This window comes from Flavobacterium mekongense (assembly GCF_047038255.1).
In the GTDB taxonomy this organism is placed as follows: Bacteria; Bacteroidota; Bacteroidia; order Flavobacteriales; family Flavobacteriaceae; genus Flavobacterium; species Flavobacterium mekongense.
Genome location: NZ_CP174374.1, coordinates 2206953 through 2229499, shown reverse-complemented (window position 1 = coordinate 2229499; position 22547 = coordinate 2206953). Strand labels below are relative to the sequence as shown.

Genomic DNA, 22547 nt, shown 5'->3' with positions numbered 1-22547 from the left:
TTTAGTTTTAGGGCTAATTTATTAACTCGAAACCCGCAACTCGAAACTCATTTTTTTCACTAATTTTGCGCAAAATTACAATCAAAACCATTCATAAACAAGTTACTCATGTTACAAATCGAGAAAAAAAATTGTTTTATCGCATTAGGTCAGTTTTTGAGTCAATTTAATGTAGACCAAAATCAAAAAAAAGAAGGCGTATTGCACAACGATTTGTACTTCGATGCGTTTGTGGATTTGATTCAATTATCCCAATCACATAACGGTTGGTTTACACCGGAGCAAGTGTATCATGCTATACAATCTTGGGCCAAAGCCTTGACGGAAGATAATTTGAATGCTTGGTTGTCACGATACAATTTCTCGACCATACAACCAAAAACTGTAGGGTTGATTTTAGCCGGAAACATTCCGCTCGTGGGTTTTCACGATTTCCTTTCGGTATTGCTATCCGGACATAAAGTGTTGGTTAAAACTTCTTCTAACGACCAACATTTGATTAAATTTTTAGCCCAATATTTGGTAACTGTGTCACCGGAAATGGAAAACTATATCACTTTTACTGATGGGAAACTGGAAAATTTTGATGCCGTAATCGCTACCGGAAGCAACAATACAGCCCGTTATTTCGAATTCTATTTTAAAGACAAACCGAGTATCATTCGCAAAAACCGCAATTCAGTGGCGCTGTTAACCGGGAAAGAAAGCCATGAAGATTTAGTGCGTTTAGGCGAAGATATTTTCCGATACTATGGTTTAGGTTGTCGCAACGTTTCCAAACTTTTTGTGCCGAAAGACTACGATTTTCAGTCTTTTTTTAAAGCCATATACGAATACAAAGACGTTATTTTTTACGAGAAATATTCCAATAACTACGACTACAACAAAGCTGTTTTCCTGATGAGTAATTTTAAATTACTCGACAATGACTTCTTGACTTTGAAAGAAGACAGCAGCTATACCTCGCCTATATCCTCGGTTTTTTATGAATACTACGATGATTTAGAACAGGTAAAGCTGAGATTGGAAAACGATAAAGAGCAAATTCAGTGTGTGGTTTCCAATGGGTTAACACCTAACAGTATCCCATTTGGTAAAACCCAGCAACCGGAACTTTGGGATTATGCGGATAATGTAGATACACTACAGTTTTTGTTGCAAATTTGATTGTAAAATTCACAATAAATATTATAAACTAAAACGATTTCGTTAATAACATAGCCTTATTATTGCGGAATTCTAACCGCTTATTTTAGACCTATTTCCGAAATTTGCACTTTAATTTTTTGGAAATACTATTATGAAAAAACACAACTACAGCGCCGGACCGTGCATATTACCACAAGAAGTTTTTGAAAAATCGGCTCAAGCCATTTTGGATTTCAACCAATCAGGTTTGTCTATTTTGGAAATTTCACATCGCAGTAAAGATTTCGTAGCCGTTATGGAAGAAGCGAGAGCTTTGGTTTTGGAACTTTTAGGATTGGAAGGCAAAGGCTATCAGGCCTTATTTTTGCAAGGCGGTGCGAGCTTGGAATTCTTAATGGTACCTTACAATTTGATGAAAACGAATGGCAAAGCCGCTTATTTGGATACCGGAACTTGGGCGAACAACGCCATTAAAGAAGCCAAATTGTTTGGAGAAACGGTTGTTGTAGCTTCTTCTGCAGCACAAAATTACAATCACATACCAAAAGATTTTAGTATCCCGACTGACGCGGATTATTTTCACTGCACCAGCAACAATACCATATTCGGAACCCAAATGAAATCGTTTCCTAAAACGACTATTCCGGTGGTTTGCGATATGAGTTCGGATATTTTTTCACGCACATCAGATTTTTCTCAATTTGATTTGATTTATGCCGGAGCGCAGAAAAATATGGGTGCTGCGGGTGCTACACTGGTAGTTGTTAAAGAAGAAATCTTAGGCAAAACCGGTCGTGTCATTCCAAGTATCTTAGATTATCAAAAACACATCAAAGCAGAAAGCATGTACAATACGCCTTCTGTATTTGCCGTTTATACTTGTTTGCTAACCCTGCAGTGGTTGAAAAAACAAGGTGGTATTGCTGCCATTGAAAAAATTAACGAAGCCAAAGCCCATTTGCTGTATAGTGAAATTGATAGAAACTCCATGTTTAAAGGAACGGCTGCTGTAGCTGACAGAAGTTTTATGAATGCCACTTTCCTATTGGTAAATCCGGAACTTCAGGAATCGTTTGACAAAATGTGGAAAGCAGCCGGTATTTCGGGTATTACCGGACATCGTTCTGTAGGCGGATACAGAGCCTCTATGTACAATGCGTTACCGCTGGAAAGCGTGCAGGCTTTGGTTGAGGTGATGCAAGAATTTGAGTCGGTTTACAGCAACGAGTCGCAGTTAGCACAATAGCCCTAGCCCCGATTGGAGCGGAAATCCTTTTTGTTTTTTTTAAAACAAAAAGATTGGAACGGAAAGCGGGAAACAGCTTCTGAAAAATTATGAATTATAAATTACGAATTACAAATTACAGTAAATGAAAGTATTAGCCAACGACGGAATTTCAAAAAGCGGTATCAAAGCTTTAGAAAAAGGCGGATTTGAAGTGATTACTACTAAAGTGGCACAAGAACAAGTGGCCAATTATATCAATGCCAACGATGTTTCGGTATTGTTAGTACGAAGTGCTACTAAAGTGAGAAAAGACATTATTGATGCTTGTCCGGGATTAAAAATTATTGGTCGCGGCGGTGTTGGTATGGACAATATAGATGTAGCTTACGCCAGAAGCAAAGGCCTACATGTAATTAATACACCGGCTTCTTCCTCGGAAAGTGTGGCGGAATTGGTATTTGCACATTTGTTTACCGGTGTTCGTTTTTTACACGATGCCAATAGAAATATGCCTTTGGAAGGCGATTCTAACTTTGAAGGTTTGAAAAAAGCCTATGCTAATGGTATTGAGCTACGTGGTAAAACATTAGGCATTATTGGTTTTGGACGAATAGGACAAGCCGTAGCTAAAATGGCTTTAGGATTGGGTATGAAAGTGATTGCCGCCGATAAATTTGTAGACAAAGCCGAGGTTAGAGTAGATTTTTACAACGGTCAATTCATCAATGTAGAATTTGAAACCGAACCTTTAGAGGAAGTATTCAAACACGCTGATTTCATCACGCTTCACGTTCCGGCTCAGGAAGGTTACGTGATTGGAAAAGAAGAATTAGCGATGATGAAAAATGGCGTTGGCATAGTGAACTGTGCTCGTGGTGGTGTGATTGATGAAGTGGCTTTGGTGGAAGCTTTAGATAGCGAAAAAGTATTGTTTGCCGGTTTGGATGTGTTTGAAAAAGAACCAACTCCGGAAATTCAGATTTTGATGCATCCGAAAATTTCATTGACGCCGCATATCGGGGCGGCAACTTTAGAAGCTCAGGATCGAATAGGAACAGAATTGGCCGAGCAAATTATTAGTCTGCTCCAATCTGAGAAAGTATAAAGTTTAACAAAGCCGTACAAAAAGTACGGCTTTGCTATTTTAACATCTCAGCAACATTTTTTTCAATGATTATGCTTAATTTTATAGAAAATTGAGTCTATGAGAACTTTAATTTACGTTGTTGTCCTCCTACTTATTATTATGGGTTGCAATAGCTCAAAAACTGTCGCTGATACTACAGCAACGGCCAAAGTGTCTGATACGGTTAAAATAGCTAATGACAGTTTAGAGTACGAGGTTATCATTATTGATCCCGGATTCAGTTCATGGTTAGTAGGTAGAGCCAGACCCAGAGGCTTTTATTCTGAGAGCTTTTTAGAAATCAAAAATCAATTCTATGTAGCGGAATGGAACAGAAGAGTCTCTCAACCTCTGAGTTTTGACCCTAATTTGTACATGATGCCAATTGACTATCAACCTAATATTCACTACGGATATGAAGTAAACTATTTGATTTACAATTACTTTGTATATTTCCAAAATCGCTATAATCAAAGACTCGGCGGCGGATTTGTTCCCAGCCAATAATCCTTTATATTTACAGAAAATTACCTCATGGCAAGTTTTAAAGAGCGCTGGAATATCAATTCGAATTGGCAAGTATTTGTCATTATTGTTGTATTTGCTTTAACCGGTTCTTCAGCCGCTTATCTTTCCAAACCCTTTTTGCAACTTTTCGGGATTGTAAAAGGCGAAGTTTCCAACTGGATTTATTATCCGCTTTACATTGTACTCATCTTCCCTATTTATCAGGTATTGTTAGTGGGTTACGGATTTATTTTCGGACAATTTACTTTCTTTTGGGCTTTTGAAAAAAAGATGCTCAAAAGTATGGGATTGGGTTTTTTATTTTCAGATAAAAAAAATCCCGAGTAATACTACTCAGGATTTTTTACCCAAAAAATACTTAATTAACTAAAAATCTATTTCTCTCTTATTAAATTGAAGAAATCATTTCGGTTTTCTTTATCATTAAAAATACCTCCATATTGTATGGTTGAAGTGTAACTGCTCTCATCTTCAATACCCCTGCTGGAAACACACAAATGCTTGGCTTCCATTACTACAATTACACTTTCAGTATCTAAAACGGTTTTTAATTCATTAAAAATTTGCATAATCAATCGTTCTTGTACTTGCGGACGACGGGCGTAATAATCTACGATACGATTCAATTTTGACAAACCAATTACTTTTCCGCTGGAAACGTATCCAATGTGTGCTTTACCGATAATAGGTAAAAAGTGGTGTTCACAAGTAGAATTAAAACTAATATCGGCTTCCACCAACATTTTATCATATTGATATGAGTTATCAAAAACAGATATTTTTGGTTTGTTGGCGGGATTTAAACCCGAAAATATTTCATCAATAAACATTTTGGCAACACGATGAGGCGTTCCTCTCAAACTGTCGTCTGTCATATCTAAACCCATTTCTTCCATAATTTGATAGAAGTGATGTTCTATGACCTTTTTCTTTTCTTCGTCTGACTTTTCAAAAGCATCAGGCCGAAGCGGTGTGTCTGCAGAAGTCATTTGATGATTGTCGCCTATCAGTTCAAATAATTCTTTTTCAATGGTAGTGTTCATAAGAATTAATTATTTTGTTCAACAAATGTACAAAATGATTAAACAGAAAAAATCAATTAACATAACTTTATTACTTATTCAACGATAAAAAAAATCAATACAAAGTTTAATAAGCAAAATACTTTGTTACTTTGTGAAAAATTCATTTGATGATTACGGCCAAAAACATCCATAAATATTACGATAATTTGCATGTACTGAAAGGAGTTGACCTGCACATTAAAAAAGGAGAAATAGTGTCTATTGTTGGGGCTTCCGGTGCCGGAAAAACAACCTTGTTACAAATTTTAGGAACCTTAGACAATGCTTTCAAAGAAGATAATACTTCACTTGAAATAAATGGTGAAAATGTATTGAAAATGAATGATAAAGACATTTCTAAGTTTAGAAATTTACATTTGGGTTTTATCTTCCAATTTCACCAATTATTGCCGGAATTTACCGCTTTGGAAAATGTTTGCATTCCGGCCTACATAGCCGGTAAAGAAAAAACCGCTACCGAGACTGAAGCGAAAAAATTATTGGCTTATTTGGGTTTAGCCGAAAGAAGTCACCACAAACCCAACGAACTCTCCGGAGGCGAACAACAAAGAGTTGCTGTAGCTCGAGCTTTGATAAACAAACCTGCAGTAATCTATGCCGATGAACCTTCAGGGAATTTAGACACTGCTTCAGCCGAGAATTTGCACCAATTGTTTTTTAAACTGCGTGATGAATTCGGACAAACCTTTGTGATTGTTACTCATAACGAAGATTTAGCGAATATGGCCGACCGAAAATTAGTAATGAAAGATGGCTTAATCGTTTGATATTATGGCGCTTATTCTGCTGAGTTGGTTGTATGTTTTTGTTACGGCTTCAAGTTTGGGAATAAGCTTTGCAAAGCTATTGGGCATTCCGGTGCGCAACATTACTGTTACTATCACTCTTGGATTGTTTGCAGTAACCTTACTGGCCAGTATTTGGGCCATTTTTGCACCGATAGACTTAGGTTTTACTGTTTTTCTAAGCACCATCACTTTAATTTCAGGTTATTGTTTTAGATTTGATTGGATCGCGATGTGGAAAACTACAGTAAAGTCTATTCGATTTTTTTCGTTTACGCTAAAAATACTTTTTTCACTTAGCAGTATTTTAATACTGGCACAATCCGCAACTACACCATTTATAATTGATAACGAAACCTATTACATCCAAACCATTAAATGGCTCAACGAATATGGTTTTGTTCCCGGTTTGGCCAATTTGCATTTGTTTTTCGGGCAAACCAGTGGTTGGCATATAGCACAAAGCGTCTATTCGCTATCGTTTGTTTACGATGACTTCAACGACTTGAATGGCTTTTTGCTGTTAATAATAAACTTTTGGAGTTTTCAACGACTTCACTCCTATTTGGGAAGTCAAAGAAAAATGGATTTGGTTTTTGGGTTGTTGCCTTTGAGTTATCTTTTTTTGTTTCAATTTGTCAATGCGCCATCACCTGATTTAGCGGTTTATGCCATTGCTTTTTTAGTGTTTTCAATTTACACTGACATTTCAGAGAACATTGCCCAAAAATTCAAACTAATCAGTGTCCTATTGATTTTTGCCGTTTATATTAAAATTACAGCTTTAGTACTTTTACTATTACCTATAATAATTTTACTGAAATATCGTAATCAAATCAAAAACCAAGTTTTGTCTATTAGTTTATTGGGTGGTTTAGTCCTATTGCTCTTTGTGGTGAAGAACATCATACTTACCGGTTATCCGCTATTCCCCATGACTTTCTTGCCTTATTCGGATATAGATTATATTGTGCCAAAAGAGATAATGGCTTATTTCTTCAGTCCCGATATGATGCATTCGTTTTACATGCCTTATGGTAGTTTATCCCAAACTACTTTTGCGAATGTTGTAAGACACTATTTTTGGTTAAGCGGAATAGATAGCATAATCGGATATACAACTGTAGCATTATTGGTGATTATTCCTTTTATCATTTCCAAACATTACAGTAAACAAGGCTTGCGTGATATTTATATGGTTTTTGTTTCACTTCTCATTTTACTGGCCTTCAGTTCACCGCAGTACCGTTTTTATGTTTATTTCACCCTATTCTTCGGATTACTGTTGGCAGCCGTTTGGTTCACGAAAGAAAAAATCATCCTTGTACTAATTGGCATGTCATTACTTGGCTGTACGGTGGTGCTTTTCATTCCGTTAACATTTGGCAGTATCACCAACAATCAAATGTTGAGTAAAAACAACACTTTTACTACAGAGAGCCTTATTTTTCCAAAACCTAACAGCAAAAACAATCTGACTTATACCCGAGAAAACAAAGGTAATTTGGATTATTATGCTCCTCAAAAAACCACCATTTTCTGGATAACCGGAAACGGTCACTTACCCACTGTAAATAAAGAGCAACTCGACTATTTTGAGACCTATTTTCACGTTATTCCGCAATTTCGCGGACAAACTTTAAGCCAAGGCTTTAGAGCACAAAAAGTAAACGGTCATGACTAAATCAGAACTCAAAGATTTTTTAGACGAGAAAGTAGCGCTTTACAACAATCCTAAATTCATTGAAAGCGATCCAATTCAGATTCCGCATCAATTTACCTTAAAAGAAGATATAGAAACAGCCGCCTTTCTTACGGCTACCATTGCTTGGGGCAATCGCAAAATGATTATCAATAATGCCAATCGAATGATGGATTTAATGGGCAATTCGCCTTACGACTTCGTCATGAATCATGAAGAGCATCACTTAGAAAACCTGGAAACATTTGTCCACCGAACTTTTAACGGTGTCGATTTTAAAACTTTTGTCATCGCTTTGCAGCAAATGTATCAGAATCACGGTGGTTTAGAACATTTTTTTACCCAACATCAGGAAGGTGATTCTATGCAAAATGCTATTGCGACTTTCAAAAAACAATTCTTCACTGTGTCGCATTTGCCTCGAACCACCAAGCATATTTCAGATCCGACACATGGTTCTGCAGCCAAAAGAATCAATATGTTTTTGCGATGGATGGTTAGAAAAGACAACAATGGTGTTGATTTTGGATTGTGGTCTGAGATTCCAACATCCGTTTTATCTTGTCCGCTCGATGTACATTCGGGTAATGTCGCCCGAAAATTGGGATTACTCACCCGCAAACAAAATGACGGCAAGGCTTTAGCGGAGTTAGATTCCTCCTTGCGGGTACTGGACCCAATCGATCCGGTGAAATATGATTTTGCTTTGTTCGGCTTGGGTGTTTTCGAAGGCTTTTAAGGTTTATTTTCAATTCCGTACCTTTGCCCGAAATTCAATAAACCATGAGCACTTTCGAGTCATTCAATCTTCCGAAATCATTACAAAAAGCCGTTGACGAATTAGGGTTGACTACACCTACACCTATTCAGGAACGTGCGTTTCCGGTGATTATGTCAGGACGCGATGTGATGGGAATTGCCCAAACCGGTACCGGAAAAACTTTTGCTTATCTGTTACCCATATTAAAACAATGGAAATTTGCCGCTACCGATACCCCTCGAGTGGTAATTATAGTGCCAACCCGTGAATTAGTGGTACAGGTAGCTGCCGAGGTTGAAAAATTGAGTCAATACATGTCCGTTCGTACCTTAGGTGTTTACGGAGGTGTGAACATCAACACTCAAAAAACTGCGGTTTATCAAGGGATTGATATTTTAGTGGGCACTCCGGGTAGAATCATGGATTTGGCTTTAGACAATGTGGTTCGCTTTGATAACTTGCAAAAATTAGTCATCGATGAATTTGATGAAATATTGAATCTTGGATTTCGCTTTCAAGTTACTTCCATCCTAACCATGCTCAAAGGCAAACGCCAAAACATCTTATTCTCCGCTACGATGACCGATGAAGTGGACGAAATGTTGGAAGAATATTTTGATTTTCCCGAAGAGGTTTCTTTAGCCCCAAGCGGAACACCTTTGGAAAAAATAGACCAATTAGGGTACAAAGTGCCTAATTTCCTCACTAAAGTCAATTTTATTGCCGATTTACTCCAAGACGAAGCTTATGAACGTGTCTTGCTTTTTGTAAACAACAAAAAAACCGCCGATTTATTGGCTGATAAATTAGAAGAAATGTATCCTGAGCAATTTGGGGTTATTCATTCCAATAAATCACAGAATTATCGATTGCAAACGATGGCCAATTTCAGAGCCGGTGAAATCAGAGGAATTGTTACTACCGATGTCATGGCTCGTGGATTGGACATTTCAGATATCACACATGTCATCAACGTAGAGTTTCCCGAAGTTCCCGAGCAATACATTCACCGTATCGGTAGAACCGGTCGTGCCGATAAATCGGGTATCGCCATCAGTTTAATTAGTCCGCGAGAAGAAGAAATCATGATTGAAGCCGAACTATTGATGGAAAAAGAAATCGAATTTCTCGACTTGCCGGAAACCGTGGTTATAGCCGAACGTTTGTTAGAATTTGAAAAAGACAAGAAAAAGAAAATGAAATTCTTGTTGAAAAAGCCAAAATTAGAAGGCGGCGCTTCCTTTCACGAGAAGAAAGAGAAAAACAAAAAAGTCAACTTAGGCGGACCATCTAAAACCAAAAAGAAAACCAGCTCGTCGGTGAATCGTAACATTTTGAAAAACCGAGCCGCCAAACGCAAAAAGAAATAAGAGTATCGCTAAAATTGTCTTAAACACTTAGGTAAAACCATAAAAAGTGCTATTTTTGATAAACTTTTACTAAATGCAATTCAAACACCCGGAAATCCTTTATTTTCTCTTTTTATTGGTGATTCCAATTTTGGTGCATTTGTTTCAATTGCGGCGTTTTAAAAAAGAATATTTCACTAACGTTCAATTCCTTAAAGAGCTTTCTATACAAACCCGAAAAAGTTCAACCATCAAAAAATGGTTGTTGCTTTTTACTCGTTTACTACTACTCGCCTGCTTAATTTTGGCTTTTGCGCAACCTTTCTTTACAGCCAAAGACAGTTTAAAAGCGACTAACGAAATGTATATTATTTTAGACAATTCGTATAGTATGCAAGCCAAAGGGCAGCAAGGCGAATTGCTCAAACGAGCCGTACAAGAATTATTAGAACATACTCCGGAAACCCAAAATTTCTCTTTGATTACCAATACGGAAACCTTTTGGAATACCGACATTAAATCGATTCAACGAGATTTACAAAACTTACAATACAGCGCAACTCCTTTCCGATTGGATCATTTGATTGCTAAAGTCAATGCCCGAAAATCGGCTTTCAATAAAGATATCGTAGTAATTACTGATGCTGTTGGAGTTCAAGCCAACGAATCGAAAAGCTTCAAAAAAGAAGACAACGTTTATTTCATTATCCCAGAAGCCGAGCAAAAGAACAATGCGGCTATCGACAGTGTTTATATCCAACAAAACTTAGATAGTTTTTATGAAATTGCTGTGAAATTGACGGCAAATGGCGATGTGTCGACTGTTCCGATTGCCTTGTACAATCAAAATAAATTGATTGCAAAAACGGTTGTTAACTTTGATGAAAACAACAGTAACCAATTGATTAAGTTTACCATTCCCAAAGAAGATTTTCACGGCTATGTTTCGATTACCGACAAAGGTTTGGAGTACGACAACACCTATTATTTCAGTATTTCAAAACCGAGCAAAACCAATGTAATCAGTATAGGCGAAACGGATAAAAGTAATTTCTTGGCTCGAATTTACACAGCGGACGAATTCAATTACACCAATTTTCCCTTGGCTAATTTGGACTACAATTTATTGGAAAAGCAAGACGCCATTGTACTCAATGAATTGAAGGACATACCGCAAGCCTTACAAACTACTTTAAAATCATTTGTAACCAAAGGCGGCAATTTAGTTGTAATTCCGGCAGAAGAAACCACTACTACTACTCTGAATGCTTTCTTGGGGAATTTTGGAGTTGTTCAGTTGAAAGCCATTACCGGAGGAGATAAAAAGATTACCAAAATCAATTTCAACCACCCATTGTTTAGCAATGTTTTTGAGAAAAAAGTAGATAATTTCCAATATCCATCTACCAAAAAAGCTTTCGGATTCGTAGGCAATTTGCCTGCTGTTTTGAGCTATGAAGACCAAAGTGCATTTCTCACATCACTATCAAATCCTTTATCTGCAGTTTATGTTTTTGCGGCTCCTATAAACAAAACCAACAGTAACTTTCAAAATTCACCACTGATCGTACCAACGTTTTACAATATGGCACAAAACAGCCAAAAATCAGGCGTGACAGCTGCTACTATAGGAGAAGATCAGTCCTTTGTGGTTGAAGCCTTGTTGTCTAAAGATGAAATTCTGACTGTGAAAAACACTAAAGAAAATTTTATTCCGGTACAACAATTGTTGAACACTAAAGTCAAAATGAATTTTGCCGAGAATCCTACCGAAGCCGGAAATTTTGGTATCTTTAACGGTGGTAATTTGGTACAAAACATTAGCTTTAACTATACCCGAACAGAAAGCGATTTGAACTTAGCCAATCCGGATATAGCGGTTGGTTATACAGAAATTGAAGACATTGAATCGGTATTCAACACCATTCAAACCGATAGAACCGATACACAAATCTGGAAATGGTTTGTGATGTTAACCCTACTCTTTTTAGTATTAGAACTGCTTATTCAAAAATTTATAAAATGAACTTAGTTATCCGAAAAGCCAAAATTATTGACCCAAAAAGTCCCTTTCACAATCAGACAGTTGATGTAAAAATTACGAATGGAGTCATTGAAGATATTGGTACTTCGGTTTCAAACAATGCCAATTACCAAGAATTTCAACAAAACGGATTGCACTTGTCTCCAGGTTGGTTTGACACCGGAGTTTCTTTGGGAGAACCGGGATATGAAGACAGAGAAACCATAACCCACGGATTGGAAGTTGCTGCTAAAAGCGGATTCACAGCGGTAGCATTACAACCCAACTCAAACCCAATAATTGACAACCAATCGCAAGTACACTTTGTAAAACAAAAAGCCGCTAAGGCTGCTACAAGCTTATATCCTATAGGCGCATTAACCAAAAACAGTGAAGGTAAAGATTTAGCAGAGCTATTCGATATGAAAAATGCCGGCGCTGTAGCTTTTGGTGATTACGGTAAAAGTTTGGCCAATGCCAACCTTTTGAAAATCGGACTACAATATGTACAAGATTTCAACGGATTGGTGATTGCATTTGCCCAAGACGAAAACATCAAAGGGAATGGTGTAGCCAATGAAGGCTTAGTCTCCACCCGATTGGGTTTAAAAGGCATTCCGAATTTAGCCGAAGAGCTTATCATAGCCCGCAACTTGTTTTTATTAGAATATACCGGAGGAAAACTACATATACCAACTATCTCTACAACCAAATCTGTAGCACTGGTAAGAGAAGCCAAAGCCAAGGGTTTGGCAGTAACTTGTAGTGTTGCTGTTCATCATTTGGTTTTAACCGATGAAAAGTTAGACGGTTTTGATACCCGATTTAAAGTTTGCCCGCCTTTGCGAACTGAAACCGACAGACAAGCTTTGTTAGCCGGGGTTTTAGATGATACTATCGACTGCATCACTTCCGACCACAATCCGATGGACATTGAACACAAGAAGATGGAATTCGATTTGGCTAAAAACGGCACCATAGGTTTAGAAAGCGCTTTCGGGTCTTTATTAACGGTGTTACCATTGGAAATTATTGTTAAAAAATTAACTTTCGGTAGTACCATTTTTAACATTGAAAAACAACCGATTAAGATAAATTCAAAAGCTGATTTTACTTTATTCGAAATCGATTCAAATTGGACTTTCAGCAAAGACAATATACTGTCAAAATCTAAGAACAGTGCTTTCCTGGGACAGCCAATGCAAGGAAAAGCCATAGGCATTTACAACAACGAAAAATTAGTTTTAGCATAAAAAACACCGATATGGAAAATCTTGATAAATCAAAAAACACCGCTATAATTGCTTACATAACCATTATTGGAGCTGTGATTGCTATTTTTATGAATCAGGAAGAAAACAAATCGGCTTTTGCTTCCTTTCACATTCGTCAAGCTTTAGGCTTGTTTTTGTCGTTCTTTGTTTTGGGTTATTTTGTAGGTTATGCCGATAGTTGGACGGCTACTTCTGCCTTTTATTTATTCTATTTTATTCTATGGATTTACGGATTTTTAGGAGCTGTTCAAGGACAAATGCGACAATTGCCGATGGTTGGTGCCTTTTTTCAAAATCTTTTTAAATCATTGTAATGGAATTATCGTTATACCATTTGGTTAGAGCGCCAAAAATCAAAAAAGAGAAAAATCCTTTGCTCTTATTACTTCATGGCTATGGCAGTAATGAGGAAGATTTATTCTCCTTTGCAAGTGAACTTCCGGAAGAGTATTTTGTAGTTTCTGCCCGAGCGCCTTTCGATTTATCTTATGGAAGTCATGCCTGGTACGCTATTAATTTTGATGCCGACGAAAATAAGTTTTCCGATATAGGTCAGGCCCGTGCATCGCGGGATATTATTGTCCGCTTCATAGATGAATTAGTGGCTAATTATGCTATTGATGCTGAAAATGTAACTTTAATTGGTTTTAGTCAGGGTTGTATTTTAAGTTATGCCGTGGCTTTATCTTATCCGGAAAAAGTACGCCGAGTAGTAGCCTTAAGCGGTTATTGGAATCCTGAAATTGCAGTAGATGATTATTTGGAAAATGACTTTAGTAAGCTCCGTATTTTTGCCTCACACGGAACTGTAGACCAAGTCATTCCGGTAGAATGGGCCCGAAAATCAATTCCTGCTTTACAAGTTTTAGGAATTACAATAGTATTTAAAGAATATATGGTTGGTCACGGTGTAGCACCACAAAACTTTTTCGATTTCAAGCATTGGTTGTCTACTTAAACCAGAGTTTTATTGTTCTTCAGTGTCACTACCGGTAACTTTTTTACCCATCATGCCATCGCCCGAAAATTTGTTTTCGTTTCCTTTTTTGAGCACATATCCTTTCCACGGCACAAGTTGCCAGTCTTGAAAAATCCATGGTTTGCCATCAGCTGTTCGGGTTAACACTATGGAGTTGGTATCATTTGGCAGAAAAACTTCCGCCTGGTTGCCATCCTCACTAAACAAAACATAGGCACTTAGGGATTCATCTTCACTGTCAGGATTGGCTATAGGATTTAGAGGAACTCCGGTAAAAGCCTTGATACATTCTTTGTTGATTTTAGACCAAACATAACCGGCTGTCGCCAAGCAACCATGTTCATCTTTGTCGTTAACGGCAGAAGAATCTTTGACTGCTTCATTGGCAACAGTCTCATCTTCAACCGATTTTTGGTCGGTGAGTTTACAAGAGATTAAAATTCCGCAGCAAAGCAGAAAGTAGAGAGATTTTTTCATAAATGTGATTTAGTGTAGGCTGCTAATTTAACTCTTTTGGATATAAATACGAATCCATTATTTCAAAAGAAACGGTTTGATCTTCGTTAATAAAGTATTTCAACAAGACTTCTCCCCATAATTCTCCATTACTGTAATTGGCAATAATCCATCTGTGATTCAGTAATTTTACCCTATTAATAATAAACTTCTGCTCACCCATTTTAGCTTGATCAGTATATTTATTACCTTCTTTATCATCGTTATAGGCTAATAACGCCTGCTTAACTTTCTCAGAAAATGCGCTGATATCATTTTGATTCAAATAGTTAATGGCTCTGTCATTGCTCTCGAGTGAAAAATAGTTGGCATCATAAAGCTTATTTTCTAAATCAGCTACTTTGGCCGAATCATTTTTAACAGAAGTTTCCGCATTTTCTTCGGTCTGTTTCATGCTGTTCTCTTTTCCTGTAAAATATTTGTAGGTGAAGATATTCATTAAAACCGCGATGATGAACAGATAAAGGAATAGTGATTTTTTCATAGTGTTTATACGGTAATTATTAAATTATCATAAGCCAGATAAACATTATCAGGCAACCTTTTTTGCACTTCTTCATGAAATCCTAAAAGGTGACTAATGTGAGTTAAATAAGCTTTTTCAGGTTGTACCAAATTTATGAAATCTATAGCTTCCTGCAAATTAAAATGCGAATGATGTGGTTCTTCTCGTAATGCGTTTACTACCAACACTTTTACACCATTTAACTTTTCTATTTCCAAATCATCAATGGTTTTCACATCGGTTAAATAGGCAAAATCCATGATTCTGAAACCAAAAACTTGGATATTACCATGTTTTACATTAATGGGTACAATCGAAGTATTGCCTATAGTAAAAGAGTTATTATTAATTATCTCAATCGGGTTAACGCTTGGAGCACCGGGATATTTGTTTTCATTTTCAAAGATATAGTCAAATCGCTTGCTCAAATTAGCCAATACTCTTTGGTGTCCGTAAACATTAATCGGCAAGCCTTGTTTAAAAAAAAATGGTCGAATATCATCTAAACCCGCTGTGTGGTCTGCATGTTCGTGAGTAAACAAAATGGCGTCAAGTTGTGAACAACCGCTAGACAACATCTGTTGTCTGAAATCGGGACCGCAATCAATTACTATCGAATGATCATCCCAAGTAATCCAAACTGAAACTCTCAAACGCTTATCTCTATTGTCTGTACTCTTACAAACAGAATGATTACTACCGATAACCGGAATTCCTTGAGAAGTACCTGTGCCTAAAAAATAAACTTGCATAGTTGCATGGTTTTTGTGGATGAGCTTTAAAATAGCGACTTTAAAAGTAATTATTTACAAAAATAGACTTAATTATCTTTTTATAAAATAGCTATTTTACTAACTTTGCAAAGAATACAAACTACCATGGACAAAACAGTTTCGAATATAAAGCTTAAAGGCGACAAAGCCATAGAACAAATTCCGGCTATCAAGGACAAAGCTTTGCGAATTAATTTGAATGAAAACATTTACGGAACATTCGCGGAAATTGGAGCGGGTCAAGAAACGGTAAGACACTTTTTCAGAGCCGGTGGTTCATCCGGAACCATTGCCAAGGCTATGTCTGCTTATGACAAAGACTTTAGTGATGCTATTTACGGGATTGAAGATGACGGACGTTATGTAACGGAAAGTCGTTTGAAAAAAATGTTGACTCATGAAGTGGAATTGATTGAGCAACGTTTGAAAAGAGATAAGCATCCCAATAAAATGTTCTTCAGTTATGCCAATACAGTAGCCACTATCGATTTTGCTAAGCAATTCAAAGGCCACGGTTGGGTTGGTATCAAATACCAAGTAGAACCTGATGAAGATTACAACGAAATTATTTTACACATACGTTTCAAAGAAACTGATGCTCGTTTGCAGCAAGAGACCTTAGGTATTTTAGGGGTAAACTTAATTTACGGTGCTTATTACAAATACAATGACCCAAAAAAATTGTTGCGTTATTTGTATGATCACTTGGATAAAGACCAGTTAGAAATAGATACCATTAATTTTTCAGGACCACGTTTTGCTAATGTAGACAACCGTTTAATGAGTTTGCAATTGGTTAAAAACGGTATGACCGATGCGGTAATGTTTGGCCCTGACGGTAAAAACGTATTACCGGCTTCCATTTTGTACAAGAAAAACATTTTGGCTTTACGCGGTAGTTTCCGTCCGGTTACTCAGGTAAACATGGACATGTATGAAAAGTCGTTGAAAATGTTTTTGGAAGAAAGCAAAGTGGACAAAGACAATACTTTGGTCATTTTTGAAATTACCCTTTCTAACCTACGTTCAGAGGGAGAGATCGACGAGAGAGATTTTATGGACAGGGCTGAATTGTTGTGTTCATTAGGACAAACCGTAATGATTTCAAACTTCCAGGAATACTACAGAGTGGTTGAATATTTCTCAAATTATACCAAAGCCCGTATGGGATTGGCTATGGGTGTAAACAACTTGGTGGATATTTTTGATGAGAAATATTACCGTCATTTGAGCGGCGGAATTTTGGAAGCTTTCGGTAAATTATTCTACAGAGATTTAAAAGTATTCTTATACCCAATGGAAGGTGAAGACGGGGAAATCATCAACTCTCAAAACTTGAAAGTTCATCCTCGTATGAAGGAACTATACAAGTTCTTTGCTTACAACGGTAAAGTAGTTGACATTACTGATTTTGATAAAAACCACTTGAAAATATTCTCCAGAGAAGTTTTAAAAATGATCAACAACGGTTCACCGGGTTGGGAAAAAATGTTACCGCAAGGTATTGCAGAAATTATCAAGAAACACCGTTTATTTGGTTATGATCCAAACAAAATATTAGAAAATGTATAGAACAAAAAAGCCAAGAATTACTCTTGGCTTTTTTTATTTTAATATTTGTGCCGCATGGGCTTTTGTTTTTACATCTGAAATGATTTCCTCTATAATTCCTTCTTCATTAATCACGAATGTCGTACGGTGAATTCCATCGTATTCTTTGCCCATAAACTTCTTCGGCCCCCAAACACCAAAAGCCTGAATAACCGATTTGTCTTCGTCAGCCAATAACGGGAACGGAAAGCTGAACTTGTTCTTGAAATTAGCCTGTGCTTTAGCACTATCGGCACTTACTCCTAAAAGTTCATAATTATTGGCCTTGAAACGTTCAAAGTTATCTCTTAAGTCACAAACCTCTGCTGTACAACCGGGTGTATTGGCTTTTGGGTAAAAGAAAACTACCAGTTTTTTTCCTTGGTAATCGGCTAGCGAATGTTGGTTACCATCTTGGTCTTTTCCTGAAAAATCAGGAGCTTTATCGCCTGTTTTTAGTGTTGTCATACTGATGAATTGCTAAGGTTATGAGGTTAAATTTACTATATTTACAGACCAAATTTATATAAAATGACCAAACAAGAACGTGCAACATTCGTTATAAATACGTTAAAAGAACTCTATCCTGAAATTCCTATACCTTTAGATCACAAAGATCCGTACACTTTATTGGTAGCGGTGTTGTTATCTGCCCAATGCACTGATGTCAGGGTAAATCAAATTACACCTATTTTATTTGCCAAAGCTGATAATCCTCATGATATGGTAAAACTGAGTGTTGAAGAAATCAAAGAAATCATCAAACCCTGCGGATTATCTCCTATGAAATCCAAAGGCATTTACGGTTTGTCTAAAATTTTAATAGAAGAACACAACGGAGAAGTCCCGCAAAGTTTCGAAGCCTTGGAAAGATTACCGGCAGTTGGTCATAAAACGGCCAGTGTTGTTATGTCGCAGGCCTTTGGCGTTCCCGCTTTTCCTGTTGACACTCACATACATCGTCTAATGTACCGTTGGAACTTGTCTAATGGTAAAAGCGTGCAACAAACCGAAAAAGACGCCAAGGCAATTTTCCCCAAGGAATTGTGGAATGATTTACACCTTCAAATTATTTGGTACGGAAGAGAATATTCTCCGGCCAGAGGTTGGAATTTGGAAAAGGACATCATTACTAAAACCGTTGGTCGAAAATCGGTTTTGAATGAGTACTTAAAAAAAACATCCCGTAACGTTTAACTCGATACGGGACGTTAATTAATTAGCAATATTTTCGAAGTTCATGTTGCCTACTTTGATAATATTCAATGCACAAGAATATTGAAGTATCAAACGAATAGTTTCTTTTTTGGGTAACATTTTTGGTGTTGCTAATTTGCGCTTAGAGTAAAGTTTTGCCATATAAAAATCACTTGGTTTGATTGTTTATAGGATAACGCAAAAAATTACTTTTTATTGTCTATGAAGGCAAATAAATTTTATTTTTTTCAATCACTTTTCTCATATTGGTAATAGCATAGCGCATTCTTCCTAAAGTAGTATTAACGCTAACACCGGTGTAATCGGCTATTTCTTTAAAACTCATGTCTAAATAATAGCGCATCATAATCACTTCTTTTTGATCGTGAGGCAATTTTTCGATGATGGTTTTGATATCAACTTCAACCTGATTTTTGATTAACTTGCGTTCAGCGTTTAAAGCATCATCTGTGATTCTGGCAAATACAGACAATTCATCGGTATCTCGGTTCATCGGCATTTTTTTATCGCTTCTGAATTTGTCGATAATCAAATTACTGGCTATACGCAATACCCAAGACAAAAACTTGCCTTCTTCATTGTAGTACTTACGTGACTTAAGGGTGTGAATAACCTTAAAAAAGGTTTCTTGGAAAATGTCTTCCGTAATGTCTCTATCCAAAACTTTGGAATAGATATACCCGTAAATTTTTGATTGGTGCCTATTAACCAAGATTGCCAACGCATTTTCATCGCCGGAAATATACTTGTCAACTAATACAGCGTCTGGAAGTTGAGATTTAGCCATAACAATACCTTTTAGTAACGGTTAAAAAAGAATTTTTAATCTAAAAAGTAGTGTTTTTGTATAGGCAAATCGTTTTGTGAATAATTAATAAACCAAATTTAACACAATTTTTATTTAAAAAACAAATAAAAATTGAAAAAAGCTTTAAGAAAAGTTAAAATAAGACGTTAATCATTGATAAACTCTAATATAGTCTATCAAAAATTCTTGCGGAAATATACCGGTATCTATATCATGACCACCAAAGTTTCCGCCCACTGCCACATTGATGATAAAGTAAAAAGGTTGGTTGAAAGGCCACACATTCTCGTCTTTTTTATCGGGATTAAAAGTATAAACCGATTGGTTATCTACAAAAAACTCAATCTTATCTTTAGTCCAATCGATAGCATACAAATGAAAACCTTCTTCTATATTGTCAATTTGTGTTTTCTTAGTATTGATGGTATTTCCGTGACTGTCTTGGGTATGTAAAGAAGTAAAAATTTTGTGCGGTTCACGACCAACATATTCCAAAATATCAATTTCACCGCATTTAGGCCAACCAACCTTTTTAATGTTTGAACCCAACATCCAAAAGGCCGGCCAAATTCCTTTACCGGTTGGTATTTTTGCTCTTACTTCCATCCTACCATATTGAAATTCTTTCTTACCGGCTGTAGTGATTCTAGTTGAAGTATAATTATCGTTGCCATTTTTAAGCACATTAATGACTAAATTCCCATTTTTAAAACTGTGGTTATCTTTGGTATAAATTTGTTTTTCGTTATTACCCCATCCACATATATTGGGACAGCCGTCTCCTAATTCGAAATTCCAATCTTTTTCATTCAAAGTGACACCATCGAATTCTTCTTGCCAAACCAATTTACGCTCCTTAGGTTGTGCCCAAGATGTGCCTAATGACAATAATCCTATAAACAGTATTTTTTTCATAACAGTAATATTTAAGGAATTAATTCAAAGCTAGTCGATAATCTAATGTCAGAAGATGATGAACCAATCATTAGATTGAATGTTCCCGGCTCCGATTTAAATTCTAAGGCATGGTTGTAGAAAGCTAACTTTTCATTATCAATAACAAAGGTCAACGTTTTGGTTTCTCCGGCTTGTAACTTTACTTTTTGAAAATCTTTTAATTCAATAATCGGACGAACCACTGAACCAAACTTGTCTTGAAGATACAACTGAACTACTTCTTCTCCTGCGAATTTACCGGTATTGGTTAAAGTCATGGATACTTCAAGGGTTTCAGCTGATGTCATTTTGGTTTTAGACAACTTTAAATTGCCATAGCTAAACGTTGTGTAACTCAGTCCGTAACCAAACGGAAATTTTGGAGAGTTCGGCAAATCAATATAAGCTGATTTGTATACTTTATCTTCATTTATAGAAGGTCTTCCGGTACTGAAGTGATTGTAATAAATTGGAATCTGACCTTCAGTTCTTGGGAAAGACATTGGTAATTTTCCGGACGGGTTGTAATCGCCGAAAAGTACATCGGCAATTGCGTTACCGGCTTCAGAACCTAACCACCAAGTGTATACAATAGTTGGCATATTGTCGGCTGTCCAATTAAAAATTAATGGTCTTCCGGCATTGATTAGGATAACTATAGGCTTGCCGGTTTTCTGCAATTCTTTGATTAAATCCTCTTGCACACCCGGTAACTGCAAGTTACTGCGGCTTTTAGCTTCACCGCTCATATTCCATCTCTCGCCTATGCTTAAAATTACTACATCGGCTTGATTGGCCACATCTACGGCTTCTTGAAAACCGGCTTTGCTCATGTCTTCCACACCGCAACCTTTGGCATATAATAATTTGGCTTTCTTACCCACTTTATTTTGCAAACCTTCCCATTGCGAAACGATGTAAGTAGAATCAACATCTTTTAAATCCACGGCCCAAAATCCGTGATTAATGCGTTTGGGTTTAACCATTGGACCAATAAAGGCAATGGTTTTGGTTTCTTTGGAAAGTGGTAAAACTTGCTTTTCATTCTTGAGCAACACTATACTTTTGGCAGCAATATCACGGGCAATTTTGGCATGTTCCGGATTATTTAAAGCTTTTTCCTGACGCTCTTTATTGCAAAATTTAAACGGATCATCAAACAATCCCAACTCAAATTTCTTGCGTAAAATTCTCTTAACCGCTTCATCTACAATACTCATCGGCACTTTATTTTCAGCAACCAATTGGGCTAAGTTAAAACGATAAGCGTTGCTTTCCATATCCATATCACTTCCGGCTAAAATGGCTTTTTCAGCGGCTTCTTTGTTGTCTTTACAATAGCCGTGAGCAACCATTTCGCCTATCGAACCCCAATCGGAAACCACAAAACCTTGGTAGTTCCACTTCCCTTTTAAAATATCCCGTTGAATGTATTTATTGGCCGTTGCCGGAATACCGTTAATGTCGTTAAAAGCATTCATAAAAGTAGCCACATTAGCGTCAACAGCAGCTTTGAAAGGTGGTAAATAAGTTTCCCACAACATTCTGTCGCTCATATCCACCGAATTGTAATCTCTTCCGCCGGAAGCAGCTCCATAGGCTGCAAAGTGTTTGGCACAAGCCATAACTGCGTCTAAATCGCCCAACTTATTCCCTTGAAAACCTTTAACACGAGCAAAGGCAATTTTGGAGCCCAAATAAGTATCTTCACCGGCACCTTCCATAACCCTGCCCCATCTCGGATCACGCGAAATATCCACCATAGGAGCAAATGTCCAATGAATTCCGGATGCTGCTGCTTCTATAGCCGCAATTCGTGCCGAAAGTTCCATCGCTTTTAAATCCCAACTCGCCGCTTCTGCCAACGGTAAAGGAAAAGTTGTTTTGTGACCGTGAATGACGTCTAAACCAAACAGCAATGGAATTTTCAACCGCGATTGCATGGCTAATTCTTGGTATTGACGGGTATATTTCCAACCAATCACGTTGAGCATGGAACCGATTTTTCCTTCTTTTATTTCTTGTTGCTTGTTAGGATTAATAGTCAACGGTCCGGTAACAGTATTGTCGCCGGTATATTGATTGAGCTGACCGATTTTTTCCTCTAAGGTCATTTTTTGCAATAACTCTTCAACTCTTTGGTCTATAGATTTTTGTTGGGAGTAACAAATCAATCCAACAAATAAAAGTAAGGAGGTCAGTACGTTTTTCAT

The 22547-nt window shown here is 37.0% G+C and carries 24 protein-coding genes; 15 read left to right on the top strand and 9 right to left on the bottom strand.

Features of this window, described 5'->3' with window-relative positions; translation table 11 throughout:
• Positions 1 to 108 precede the first annotated feature (108 nt).
• The 5 genes from ACJG85_RS09525 to ACJG85_RS09505 all read left to right on the top strand — a co-directional run bounded on the left by ACJG85_RS09525 (position 109) and on the right by ACJG85_RS09505 (position 4358).
• On the top strand, positions 109 to 1167 hold the full coding sequence (locus ACJG85_RS09525) for an acyl-CoA reductase (protein ID WP_412476284.1): 1059 nt from the start codon (positions 109 to 111) through the stop codon (positions 1165 to 1167).
• Positions 1168 to 1300: 133 nt separating this feature from the next.
• The gene (gene serC / locus ACJG85_RS09520) at positions 1301 to 2395 is read left to right on the top strand and encodes a 3-phosphoserine/phosphohydroxythreonine transaminase (protein ID WP_412476283.1); all 1095 of its coding nucleotides are present in this window, start codon (positions 1301 to 1303) and stop codon (positions 2393 to 2395) included.
• 124 nt (positions 2396 to 2519) lie between these two features.
• The gene (locus ACJG85_RS09515) at positions 2520 to 3482 is read left to right on the top strand and encodes a D-2-hydroxyacid dehydrogenase (RefSeq protein WP_412476282.1); all 963 of its coding nucleotides are present in this window, start codon (positions 2520 to 2522) and stop codon (positions 3480 to 3482) included.
• A 99-nt stretch (positions 3483 to 3581) separates the two neighbouring features.
• The gene (locus tag ACJG85_RS09510; protein ID WP_409680652.1) at positions 3582 to 4010 is read left to right on the top strand and encodes a DUF6146 family protein; all 429 of its coding nucleotides are present in this window, start codon (positions 3582 to 3584) and stop codon (positions 4008 to 4010) included.
• A gap of 27 nt (positions 4011 to 4037) precedes the next feature.
• Entirely contained in the window at positions 4038 to 4358 is a 321-nt protein-coding gene (locus ACJG85_RS09505; RefSeq protein ID WP_409680650.1) for a DUF6787 family protein, read from the top strand.
• A gap of 47 nt (positions 4359 to 4405) precedes the next feature.
• Here ACJG85_RS09505 and folE read toward each other — a convergent pair whose 3' ends face one another.
• A complete protein-coding gene (gene folE, locus ACJG85_RS09500; RefSeq protein WP_412476281.1) occupies positions 4406 to 5074 on the bottom strand; it encodes a GTP cyclohydrolase I FolE in 669 nt (222 codons plus the stop codon).
• 149 nt (positions 5075 to 5223) lie between these two features.
• Here folE and ACJG85_RS09495 point away from each other — a divergent pair, with 149 nt between their 5' ends.
• The 8 genes from ACJG85_RS09495 to ACJG85_RS09460 all read left to right on the top strand — a co-directional run bounded on the left by ACJG85_RS09495 (position 5224) and on the right by ACJG85_RS09460 (position 13967).
• Positions 5224 to 5883 carry an ABC transporter ATP-binding protein gene (locus ACJG85_RS09495; protein ID WP_412476280.1) on the top strand — a complete coding sequence of 220 codons (660 nt, stop codon included), beginning with the start codon at positions 5224 to 5226 and terminating at the stop codon, positions 5881 to 5883.
• A 4-nt stretch (positions 5884 to 5887) separates the two neighbouring features.
• Entirely contained in the window at positions 5888 to 7585 is a 1698-nt protein-coding gene (locus ACJG85_RS09490) for an LIC_10190 family membrane protein (RefSeq protein ID WP_412476279.1), read from the top strand.
• A complete protein-coding gene (locus ACJG85_RS09485) occupies positions 7578 to 8342 on the top strand; it encodes a TIGR02757 family protein (RefSeq protein WP_412476278.1) in 765 nt (254 codons plus the stop codon). The genes ACJG85_RS09490 and ACJG85_RS09485 overlap by 8 nt, the downstream gene beginning before the upstream one ends.
• Positions 8343 to 8386: 44 nt before the next feature.
• Entirely contained in the window at positions 8387 to 9733 is a 1347-nt protein-coding gene (locus tag ACJG85_RS09480) for a DEAD/DEAH box helicase (protein WP_412476277.1), read from the top strand.
• Between the two features lie 73 nt (positions 9734 to 9806).
• Positions 9807 to 11738 carry a vWA domain-containing protein gene (locus ACJG85_RS09475; RefSeq protein ID WP_409680635.1) on the top strand — a complete coding sequence of 644 codons (1932 nt, stop codon included), beginning with the start codon at positions 9807 to 9809 and terminating at the stop codon, positions 11736 to 11738.
• Entirely contained in the window at positions 11735 to 12988 is a 1254-nt protein-coding gene (locus tag ACJG85_RS09470) for a dihydroorotase (protein ID WP_409680632.1), read from the top strand. Before ACJG85_RS09475 ends, ACJG85_RS09470 begins: the two co-directional genes overlap by 4 nt.
• Before the next feature lie 11 nt (positions 12989 to 12999).
• Positions 13000 to 13323 carry a hypothetical protein gene (locus tag ACJG85_RS09465; protein WP_409680629.1) on the top strand — a complete coding sequence of 108 codons (324 nt, stop codon included), beginning with the start codon at positions 13000 to 13002 and terminating at the stop codon, positions 13321 to 13323.
• Positions 13323 to 13967, top strand: a complete 645-nt coding sequence (locus ACJG85_RS09460; protein ID WP_409680626.1) for an alpha/beta hydrolase — start codon at positions 13323 to 13325, stop codon at positions 13965 to 13967. The genes ACJG85_RS09465 and ACJG85_RS09460 overlap by 1 nt, the downstream gene beginning before the upstream one ends.
• 9 nt (positions 13968 to 13976) lie before the next feature.
• Here the strand turns inward: ACJG85_RS09460 and ACJG85_RS09455 are convergent, their stop codons facing one another.
• Genes ACJG85_RS09455 through ACJG85_RS09445 form a run of 3 tightly spaced genes read right to left on the bottom strand, consistent with a single transcriptional unit; the run spans position 13977 to position 15761 of the window.
• On the bottom strand, positions 13977 to 14465 hold the full coding sequence (locus tag ACJG85_RS09455; RefSeq protein WP_409680623.1) for a hypothetical protein: 489 nt from the start codon (positions 14463 to 14465) through the stop codon (positions 13977 to 13979).
• A 22-nt stretch (positions 14466 to 14487) separates the two neighbouring features.
• Positions 14488 to 14988, bottom strand: coding sequence for a hypothetical protein (locus tag ACJG85_RS09450; RefSeq protein ID WP_409680620.1), 501 nt, complete (start codon positions 14986 to 14988; stop codon positions 14488 to 14490).
• A gap of 5 nt (positions 14989 to 14993) precedes the next feature.
• Positions 14994 to 15761 (bottom strand): MBL fold metallo-hydrolase, encoded by a 768-nt coding sequence (locus ACJG85_RS09445; RefSeq protein WP_412463903.1) that lies wholly within the window; start codon positions 15759 to 15761, stop codon positions 14994 to 14996.
• Between the two features lie 126 nt (positions 15762 to 15887).
• Between ACJG85_RS09445 and ACJG85_RS09440 the strand changes: the two genes are divergently transcribed.
• A complete protein-coding gene (locus ACJG85_RS09440; protein ID WP_409680615.1) occupies positions 15888 to 17354 on the top strand; it encodes a TonB-dependent receptor in 1467 nt (488 codons plus the stop codon).
• A gap of 33 nt (positions 17355 to 17387) precedes the next feature.
• Here the strand turns inward: ACJG85_RS09440 and bcp are convergent, their stop codons facing one another.
• Positions 17388 to 17840, bottom strand: coding sequence for a thioredoxin-dependent thiol peroxidase (bcp, locus tag ACJG85_RS09435; RefSeq protein ID WP_412476276.1), 453 nt, complete (start codon positions 17838 to 17840; stop codon positions 17388 to 17390).
• A gap of 63 nt (positions 17841 to 17903) precedes the next feature.
• Between bcp and ACJG85_RS09430 the strand changes: the two genes are divergently transcribed.
• The gene (locus ACJG85_RS09430; protein ID WP_412463902.1) at positions 17904 to 18569 is read left to right on the top strand and encodes an endonuclease III domain-containing protein; all 666 of its coding nucleotides are present in this window, start codon (positions 17904 to 17906) and stop codon (positions 18567 to 18569) included.
• Positions 18570 to 18587: 18 nt separating this feature from the next.
• Here ACJG85_RS09430 and ACJG85_RS09425 read toward each other — a convergent pair whose 3' ends face one another.
• The 4 genes from ACJG85_RS09425 to bglX form a co-directional block, all read right to left on the bottom strand.
• Entirely contained in the window at positions 18588 to 18731 is a 144-nt protein-coding gene (locus tag ACJG85_RS09425; RefSeq protein WP_290872300.1) for a hypothetical protein, read from the bottom strand.
• Positions 18732 to 18789: 58 nt separating this feature from the next.
• Complete coding sequence (locus ACJG85_RS09420; RefSeq protein WP_409680605.1) at positions 18790 to 19377, bottom strand: RNA polymerase sigma factor; 588 nt, start codon at positions 19375 to 19377, stop codon at positions 18790 to 18792.
• A gap of 171 nt (positions 19378 to 19548) precedes the next feature.
• On the bottom strand, positions 19549 to 20313 hold the full coding sequence (locus ACJG85_RS09415) for a glycoside hydrolase family 16 protein (protein WP_409680602.1): 765 nt from the start codon (positions 20311 to 20313) through the stop codon (positions 19549 to 19551).
• Between the two features lie 11 nt (positions 20314 to 20324).
• Positions 20325 to 22547, bottom strand: a complete 2223-nt coding sequence (bglX, locus tag ACJG85_RS09410; protein ID WP_412476275.1) for a beta-glucosidase BglX — start codon at positions 22545 to 22547, stop codon at positions 20325 to 20327.